Source organism: Treponema sp., assembly GCF_045657965.1.
In the GTDB taxonomy this organism is placed as follows: Bacteria; Spirochaetota; Spirochaetia; order Treponematales; family Treponemataceae; genus Treponema_D.
In genome coordinates this window covers 1-8,993 of record NZ_JAZOUG010000095.1, presented here as the reverse complement: position 1 = coordinate 8,993, position 8,993 = coordinate 1, and the positions used below count along the sequence as shown (strand labels likewise).

Sequence of the window (8,993 nt, the reverse complement as noted above, 5' to 3'; positions counted from 1 at the left end):
CATGGCTACGATCCGACTTCGGAATACCAAATCCTTCATAATAAGACGGAAAAACAAAAGCTGAACATTTTTTCATTAATGATTTTACTTCTTCATCACTTACATAACCTAAAAGAATTACATTTTTTAGTTCTGAAAGATGTGAGAGCTCTGATGTATGCATACCGCCGATTGCTTTTCCTGAAATGGCGAAATTCTGTTCGGAATGTTTTTTTGCGTATTCTAGAATCCATTTTAGATTTTTGCGTTTTTGAAGGCTTCCAAGCGTAAAGAAGAACGGTTTTTGCATTAAAACCGGAAATTTCGTAAAAATACCGTCGTCTTCCTGGATTTTCTTAAAGTGATCCCAGCCGTTTGGAATTACAGAAATTTTATCTGATGGGGTTTTGTAAGCTTTTATAATCTGATTTTTTGAAAATTCGGACACGGTGAAGATTTTCTGCGCATGGCGTGCAATGTTTTTATAGTGCAGTTCACTGTATAGACGAATCAGCCTGTCCTTTTTAGAGGTAAAATCTTCTGGAAAATCGTGTGCGTAAATGTCATGGAGAAACGCAAGTCCGCGATTTCCAAAAAGCGGGGCAGTATTAGAAAAATTCAGCGGAATGGCTTTGTATTTCCTGCAGATTTTTGGAAAATATAAAATGTCCCATTTCGGAAAACTTGTTAAAGGTTTGCATTTAATAATTTGAATTTTTTTATACTCAGGTAAAATTCCTGCATTTTCCGGAACTAAAAGCGCAATATTTAGAGAAGAATTTGACTTTTTTAATAAAATCTCATCAAGGCATGAGCAGATTTCAAAAGCAAACCGCTCAATGCCTGTAAGATTACGGCAAAGAAAATTTCCGTTAATGAGAATCATTTTTTAGAATTTTTCCTCTGCTGCACGCAGATCGTCTGGATTATCGATTTCGTACCAGGTCTCTGGAGAAACCTTAAATCCTTTCAGAAGCGTTGGATCAGTAAGAGCAAGGAATTTAAGACATGTTTCGTAATAGTTGTTCTTTCCGAATACATCCATGTATGTTTTTAAGAAAGGCAGATAGTACGAATTAATGAAATATTTTGAAAATTTATAGATATTTACGGTTTTGTAGTACTTATCTGAATCATTTGGATTCTGTGCACTTTTTCCGATAAAGTCGAGAATGTTGTTACTTGAATCCAAAATTGTACAGGTTCCGTCCATCCATTCTTCGTATTTACTGACAACAGCAAGATTCTGTTCTTTTGAAGCTACAAGATCTCCAATCAGCTTTTTGTCAAACACAAGATCACTTTCAAGAAGAATTGTATCGTCTTTTTCGAAAATATCGTGAGCAAGGTAAAGAGAGTAGATGTTGTTTGTTCTGTCATAAACCGGGTTTTCAACAAAATCAATTTTCATGCCCTTAAGACGAGTGTCATCAAAATTTGTGCGGATAAAATCTTTAAGCACATCGGCTTTGTATCCAAGACCGATATAAAGCTTTTTAATTCCTGCATCGACTAGAGAATCGATTGCACGTTCAATCATTGGAACTCCGTTTACCGGAACCATGCATTTAGGAACTTTTTCTGTATACTGTTTAAGACGACTGCCAGTTCCGGCAGCTAAGATAATTGCCTGCATTTAATTTGCCTCCGTAGTTAATTCTTTCTGTTTTTGAATCATAAAGTCCACAACAAGTTTTCCGGCTTCACCAATATGAGTCCATGCTTCAGCTTTTGCCTTGGCACGAGCTGAAGCCAGTTCTTTTGAGTCACTGGCATTCTGGATAATTTCTTTAATGTTACTAAACTGTTCTTCTTTTAGTTCAATACCGATTTTTTCGAGGGTAGTAAACTGCCAGAGACGTTTTTCTGTAAGGCAGCCTGCATCGTAAATACGCAAATCCAAATCAGCGTTTACATACATAACGGGTTTGTCGCACATAAACGTGTAGTCGTAGATAACGGAACTAAAGTCTGAAATCATAATGTCTGCGCGCTTAAGGGCGTAAATATTATCACGGTCAAAGTTCCATTCAAGATTTTTGGCATCTTTGTATTTGTCCTGTAAGCGTTCAAGCATTTCACTTTCGCTTTTCTTTGACTGCGGGTGAGGGCGGATAATAATATGCCATCCTGTAGCCAGAAGCGGGTCAATAAGTTTTTCGCCGTATTTTGAAAGAATTGCGCTTGGTCCCCATGAAGGAGAAAGAAGAACTGTAAAATTGTGATTTTCTTCTGCCGGAATCTGCTGCATTCGTTCATAAAGAACATCCAGATAAGTACAGCCGACTGTAACAAGTTCCTTTTCTTTTATGCCGCGCATTTTTTCGAGAGTACGGATATCTTCTTTCTGATAGTCCCCGGTTAAAAGCACTGAATCAAAATAGTCCAGACCGAACATACGATACATTGTTGCATCTCCGGTTCCGTGACGGATATGAGCATAATGTTTTACATTTTTGCTGCGTTTCATCTGGTAGACATCAAGGGCAGGAGTTGTCATAAGAACAACGTCTGCCTTGAGCATGTTTAAGCGGGCAAAAGCAGCATTACCTTCGCCAATGTATTCAGCATGTACACAGTTATATTTATTTTCAAACACTGGGTCGTCTTTTGCAGAAGTGAGATAGTCAATATCAATTCCGCGTTTTTCAAATTCTTCAACTACAGGCTTAAAACAGTTCCAGTACTGTTTTCCTTCACCGTAAATTACATATTTTTTGCGGTCAAGTTTCTGAGCTTCAAGAGCTTTTCGTCCACTGAATAAAACCTGGAGCTTTAAAAAGGCAGCTTTTGCAAGAAAGAAAAGGGTAGCTGCCGCTCCAAGAACAACCGAAAACAGCATGCTTCCCGTGCCCGGGTCAATATATAAAGGTAAAAATGTCATTGTCATAGTCTGTGCCTCTTACTGCTGTGTTTCCTGTTTCCAGTTTTCTGAATTAAAGATATTGCCGCTGACTCTATACCAGTTTTCTTTGTCAGCGGTAAATACGTAATCGCTTTTGTTGTGATACGGCATAAAAATATCAGTAAGACAGATTAATGCTCCGTCTTTTTTCTGATGACCGTCAAGTGCTTTTCCCGTAGCAGGATTTACAGGATTTTCTGTAATTCCTTTTACTAAAAGAGATGGTGCATCTGCGTTTGTCATAAAGTCTTCACTTACAGAAAGAGAGCCTGTTGAACCAAAATCCTTGAACATTAAAAGCGGATGGTAGCGTCCCGGACGGATTCTTTCAAAATCTTCATTCCATTCATAGCCGTTTTCCCGGCTGTTTGCTCCATGGTCTGCAACAAGAACAATGCGTGTGTTGTCATAACAGCCGTTCTGTTTTAAGAAATCAAGCCAGTCAGCTACACGAAGCATTGCACCTGCAAATGAATGATAGTCTTTCTGATGTGCATACTCGCTTGTTCCAAAATCGGTAACTTTTGAAAAAGGACGGTATTCAGGAGCCTGAAGGAAAAGATTATCGTGAGTAGTGTTATTAATCAGGTTAATGTACGAATTTTCAGTAGGACTTTCAAAATCAGTGAAAGAAACTGCGTAGTCCAGAACGGAATATCCGTCAAGATAGTCGTTGTAGTCATCGTTTGCAGTGTTTGTTGACCAGTAGTTTCCGTCGTTGTAGAAAGCCGGGCGGAGTACAAGCGGTGAAACTTTAAAGAATGAATACCACAAAATGTTACGTTTTAGAGATGCACTTACAATGTCAATCTGTGCGGTATCCTGATGATCTTTGTACCAGCGGTCTGTGTAAACTCCGTCTGTAAGATATGCAGAAACGCCCTGAGACTTGTATTTGTCAAAAATTGAAATATCAGGAATCCAGCTGTAATTTGCCCATGACGGGTCTGTTATTGTTGCGCTGAAACCTTGTGCCTGCTCTGTAAAAAAGCGCGGAAGAGTCTGTAAAGCTTCATTTGTTTTATCTACAAGCTTTTCTGAACTGCGGGCATTCATGCTTTCCGGGGTGTATTCGTAACCGCCGAAGCACGGAGGAGAGCCGAGCAGAGTGTGTCCGTTAAAGGAGACTGTGTTTTTGTAGAAAGTAAAGCCGGAAAGTTTTTCATTAAGTTCCGGGTGTTCGGCAAAAAGCGGTTCAACATACTGAGCCTGGGCACGGTCAAGGTAAATGTAAAGAACATTTTTACCGGTCTTTGAAAAATGGAAAATCTTTTTAAGTTCAGAAGAAGTTGAACCTGTTGCAAGACGTTTTTCTTCGTAAGAAGCGTAGCCTTTATTGATTTTGGAAACATTACTGAACGTAACTGCAATAATTCCAACACAAAGAAGCCCCAGCGCATAATGAACATATTTATTAAGACGGAATTTGATTGCTGCTGAAATTCCTGCAACCAAAATAAGTACACATGTAAGGTTAAGAATAATTGCAAAAACAGAAGAATCTACGTTTGTGATATCTGTAAATTTTAAAAGCTTACTTAAAGTTCCGTAATCACCCGGGAATACAAATGCGTTTAGGAGAGCCGAACCAAAAAGGAAGGCAAGGGCAGCAGCAATTAAAGTCTGCATTCTTTCTTTGTACAAAAAGAAAATGAGCGAACACCAGATAATAAAGAAACCTGCTGCCTGAACAAAACTATTTTTTACAAAGACCAATGGATTTCCAAATCCGTCGATACCGGAAAATTCTTCAGGACTTGAAGCAATCAGAAGAGAAGGAATCAAAAGACCGACGATTAAAGAAAGACCAACAGCACTTAATGCAAAAAGAGTTGTTCTTGTTTTACGGCTGTCACGCAGAGTAACAAAAGTTTTGTCGATAAGATGATTGGCCGCTTTGACGTAAAGGGGAGCTGGGTAAACAAGGGCAAAGCAGAATGAAACAAGCAGGGCCCGTTTTACTGAAAGAATATGACCTGCAAACAGCCAGATAATGAATACTGTAACAAGAGCGCAGGCAATATAATAAAGCACCTTTACCGGATGCTTCATTTTGTAGAATACGTTTTTTACAAGGGAAAACAGATTGTTCATTGTCCAGTACATAACAAGACCTGCAGGACTGTTGTAAAGAATTACAACAAAAAGAAGGGCAAGACCGTATGTCTGAACTTTATCACGGATAGAAAGCCCTTTTGTGTAAATGGTTCCTGAAATCATGTTGATTAAAGTCATTGCGATTGGAAGAACATTTACGGTAAACGCTCCGATTGTAAAAAGTGCATCAGGAGCGCCCATATCACGGATAAAAAGAAAAGATTTTCCCTGCAAGGCTGTCATTGAAGAAAGACAGGTGTATGCTGCTGTAAAGAAAGGAATCTGAATTAAAAGACCGAAAGCCGAGCGGAGAGACATAATCGGGTGGTAATGATTCTGCCTGTAGTATGTTGAAAGAATCATGTATTGCTCGTTGCCTTTAAAAACGCTCTTAATTTTGTCGACTTCGCCCTTCATTTTTTTCTGAATGTCGCGTTCAACCTGCTGCCAGTGTTCTGCAACAATGTAAAGCGGAAGGGTAAGAAGTGAAACTGCCGCACTTACACCAAGAATTGCAATTCCTGTATTGTCAAAAAGTTTTTTGCAAAAAGTAAAAACAAGTTCGATTATCTGCGTAAGCGGATAAATCACCAGACTGAAAAATGCACTATCCATACCTAAAATAATAGTGCAAAAAGAAGGAAGTTACAACTAAGAAGAAAAACAAGGAAATTAAAGTATAAAAACGATGATACCAGTCAGAATCAGTGACATTGCGAGAATTTTCTTTTTTGAAAATTTCTCTTTGAAAAACAGTCTTCCAAAAATAAGTACAAAAATGTAGCTTGAAGCTTCAGCAACCGGAACGAATGAGACCGGCACTTTTTTAAGCGCAATTAAATCTAAAAAAACTGCAACAAAGTAAATGGCATAGGCTGGGAGAACATACAGATTCAGATATTCTTTAATAAAAGATGTGTATGTTTTGAGTGCTGATTTTTTGAGCAGCACCTGAGAGAATGCAGAAATAAAGACAGAAAAAAACAGAATTGCAATGTATAAAATCATTTATCTGCCTCTTGAGTTTCATCTTTCTCCGTGCTCAAGATAAAAATACCCGAGAGAATCAGAACGGCTCCAATCAGCATTTTGAGAGAAAGTGCTTCCTTAAAAAATAAAAGACCGAAAATCATTCCCCAGATAATCGTGACGGATTTGTTTGCAATTGCCGTGCTGAGCGGAAAGCGTTTCAAGACCTGCTGCCATAGAAGTGCATAAACAAAAAGAATCGCAAAAACTACGCAGTAAAGAGCAACGAATTGAAAAGAAAGCATTTCATATCGTGTGGCAAACTTTCCCAAAAGCGGATAGAGCGTGTAGACGAGAAAGGCAATATGCATGAAGAGAAAAGAAATGACTTTGTTTTTTTTGTTTGAATTTTCCATTACTAAAAGATTTTTATGAGTCTTTTCTGGTCGTATCTTTTACGATAAACTTCGGCTGGTTATTGACTGTCAGATAAACCTGTCCCAAATATTTTCCAATAATTCCGAGCGAGACAAGAATAAGACCACCGATTATGAGAATAAGGATTACAAGTGTCGTCCAACCAGTAACATCTGCTTTTCCTGTAAAATACTGTACGGCGTACACAATTGCAAGAACAACACCGACAATTGCAGAGAAAAATCCAGTAAATGAAGCAATATTCAGCGGAACTGTCGAAAAACCGAAGAGCATCCGCAAAAATACTTTTATCGACTTTATAAGATTGTAGTTTGACTTTCCGAGTTCCCGCTTGTGATGCTCTATGTCTATCTGGGTGATATTTCTTGTTACCTGAAAAATAAGTCCGTCGATGTATGGAAAAAGATTGTTGAATTTTATCATTTCCTTTACAACGCCACAATTGATAATCTTAAATGGTGAAAGATAGATTCCTTTTGGCTTATCGAGGGCAATTTCTGAGATTTTTCCGTTGAACCAGCTTCCAATGTTTTTCCAGAGTTTCTGTTTTTTGCTTTCAAAGTTCGCATAAACGACATCGAAGCCTTTTTTTGCTTCTTCATAGAGTTTTGGAATGTCATAAGGCGAGTGCTGCAAGTCATCGTCCATGATGACCACATATTTCCCTGCAGCATAATTTAATCCAGTAAGGATTGCAGAATCCTGTCCGCCGTTTTTTCTTAAGTTTATGCCTAAAAGATTTGGGTTTGATTCAGCTTCTTTTTGAATTTCTTCCCAGCTTGAGTCGCGGGAACAGTCGTTCACCATAATCTGCTCGTACGAAAGACCAGCTTTATCCATTGCGTCTTTTATCTGCCTGCTGATTTCTGCGACGCACTCGTGACTGTTGTAAACGGGAATAACAATGCTGATTTCTTTCATATTTTAGCATCCTTCATAAAAATCTTTTACGGCATTGATTACTGTCTGCAAATCCTCATCAGTCAGTTTGTAATAAAGCGGCAAACGGACAAGACGCTCTGAATACGGGGTTGTAATTTCATCATCGCCATCGAAACGACCATATTTAAGACCAGCAGGTGCAGAGTGGAGTGGAATGTAATGGAAGACTGCAAGAATGTCTTTTTCTCTCATAAACTTGATGAATGCAGTTCGCTCCTCAAGTGATTTTGTGATGATGTAGAACATGTGTGCGTTATGGGTGCAGTCAGCTGGAATTACCGGCAACCGCAGTTTTTCAGCATCTTCAAGATATTGGAATTCATTTTTATAGCGGTTCCAGATATTCATTCTGCAATTCTGGATTTCATCTGCCATTTCAAGCTGAGCCCAAAGATAAGCGGCGTTCATGTCACTAGGAAGATAACTTGAGCCGTAATCACGCCAGGTGTATTTATCTACCTGACCGCGCAAAAACTTGCTTCTGTCAGTGCCTTTTTCGCGGATAATCTCAGCTTTTTCAAAATCATCGTTATTTGTGTTGATAATAATTGCACCGCCTTCGCCCATGGAAAAATTCTTTGTTTCGTGGAAAGAATAGCAGCCGTAATCGCCGATTGTACCAAGAGGCTTTCCCTTGTAGAAAGAGCAGACAGCCTGTGCAGCGTCCTCAACGACCTTGAGGTTGTGTTTGTGAGCAATTTCCATAATTGTGTCCATTTCGCAGGCAACTCCCGCATAATGAACAACGCAGATTGCTTTTGTTTTATCTGTGATTGCCTTTTCGATTTTAGTTTCATCAATGTTCATTGTGTCTTTTCTTACATCAACAAAGACGATTTTTGCACCTCGCTGAACAAAGGCATCGGCTGTTGAGCAGAAAGTGAAACTCGGCATGATAACTTCATCGCCTGACTGGATATTGCAGAGAAGGGCAGCCATTTCTAGGGCAGTTGTACCGCTTGTAGTCAGAAGAACTTTTGAAAAAGTTAGCCCCCCCCTAACAGAGTTTAGCTTATGTTCAAACCACTCATTGCATTTTTTTGTAAATTCTCCGTCGCCACAGATTTTATGATTAGCGATAGCCTGCTGAATATAGGATACTTCGTTGCCTGTAACTGGCGGTACATTAAAGTGAATCATAAAGAGACTATATTGCTTAATGTAATTTTTTTCAATATTCTTAGTTTATGAAATATTTTTCTAAAAAAACTGAAATAATTTTATTATCCTGCACAATATTTTTTTTACTTTCAGGAACAATTCTTATTGCTTTTTCAAATGATTTCATACCTGCATTATATGATTTTATCTCTCAAAAAGTTTTTCACAGGGATTTTAAAATTGAAAAATGGCTTCCAACACTGCAGTCATTTTTTTTAATTCCTGTTTTTCTAACTGTTTGCGTAAACGCTGTTATTTTTCATAAACACACTGATAAATTAAAAATGGTATATCTTTCCGCATTACTTACTTCTGTAGCTTTTTTTGTAGGATACACCGTTTATAAAGCAATGCCAAATTTTATTGATGCTGATTTAGCTTCTGAAACACTTCTTGCACGTGAATGTGTGCGGGAAAAATCTTTAGTTCCGCTTGGCTGGGGCTATTCAACAGAAATTCGCCTTCTTAATACGCAATTAATTTCAGCACCACTTTTTACCTT

At 38.4% G+C, this 8,993-nt stretch carries 8 protein-coding genes and 1 pseudogene; 1 reads left to right on the top strand and 8 read right to left on the bottom strand.

Translation table 11 applies throughout. The annotated features are described in order from the left end of the window. The 8 genes from ACKI5B_RS03580 to rffA all read right to left on the bottom strand — a co-directional run. Window positions 1–865 (bottom strand): glycosyltransferase family 4 protein (locus tag ACKI5B_RS03580; RefSeq protein WP_407425909.1); only part of this gene is annotated, 865 nt, incomplete at its 3' end. 3 nt (window positions 866–868) lie between these two features. Beyond that, the gene (locus ACKI5B_RS03575; RefSeq protein ID WP_407425907.1) at window positions 869–1,615 is read right to left on the bottom strand and encodes a phosphocholine cytidylyltransferase family protein; all 747 of its coding nucleotides are present in this window, start codon (window positions 1,613–1,615) and stop codon (window positions 869–871) included. Beyond that, window positions 1,616–2,863 carry a CDP-glycerol glycerophosphotransferase family protein gene (locus ACKI5B_RS03570; protein WP_407425911.1) on the bottom strand — a complete coding sequence of 416 codons (1,248 nt, stop codon included), beginning with the start codon at window positions 2,861–2,863 and terminating at the stop codon, window positions 1,616–1,618. An 18-nt stretch (window positions 2,864–2,881) separates the two neighbouring features. After that, complete coding sequence (locus tag ACKI5B_RS03565; protein ID WP_407425905.1) at window positions 2,882–5,596, bottom strand: YidC/Oxa1 family membrane protein insertase; 2,715 nt, start codon at window positions 5,594–5,596, stop codon at window positions 2,882–2,884. Between the two features lie 57 nt (window positions 5,597–5,653). Then, on the bottom strand, window positions 5,654–5,989 hold the full coding sequence (locus tag ACKI5B_RS03560) for an EamA family transporter (protein WP_407425903.1): 336 nt from the start codon (window positions 5,987–5,989) through the stop codon (window positions 5,654–5,656). After that, on the bottom strand, window positions 5,986–6,366 hold the full coding sequence (locus ACKI5B_RS03555; RefSeq protein ID WP_407425901.1) for an EamA family transporter: 381 nt from the start codon (window positions 6,364–6,366) through the stop codon (window positions 5,986–5,988). The genes ACKI5B_RS03560 and ACKI5B_RS03555 overlap by 4 nt, the downstream gene beginning before the upstream one ends. Before the next feature lie 13 nt (window positions 6,367–6,379). Then, window positions 6,380–7,309: a glycosyltransferase family 2 protein gene (locus tag ACKI5B_RS03550; RefSeq protein WP_407425899.1), complete on the bottom strand. Its 930-nt coding sequence runs from the start codon at window positions 7,307–7,309 to the stop codon at window positions 6,380–6,382. A gap of 3 nt (window positions 7,310–7,312) precedes the next feature. Then, window positions 7,313–8,470 (bottom strand): dTDP-4-amino-4,6-dideoxygalactose transaminase, encoded by a 1,158-nt coding sequence (gene rffA, locus ACKI5B_RS03545; protein ID WP_407425897.1) that lies wholly within the window; start codon window positions 8,468–8,470, stop codon window positions 7,313–7,315. 305 nt (window positions 8,471–8,775) lie between these two features. Here rffA and ACKI5B_RS03540 point away from each other — a divergent pair. Then, window positions 8,776–8,993: pseudogene (locus ACKI5B_RS03540) on the top strand (hypothetical protein); the annotation flags it as partial.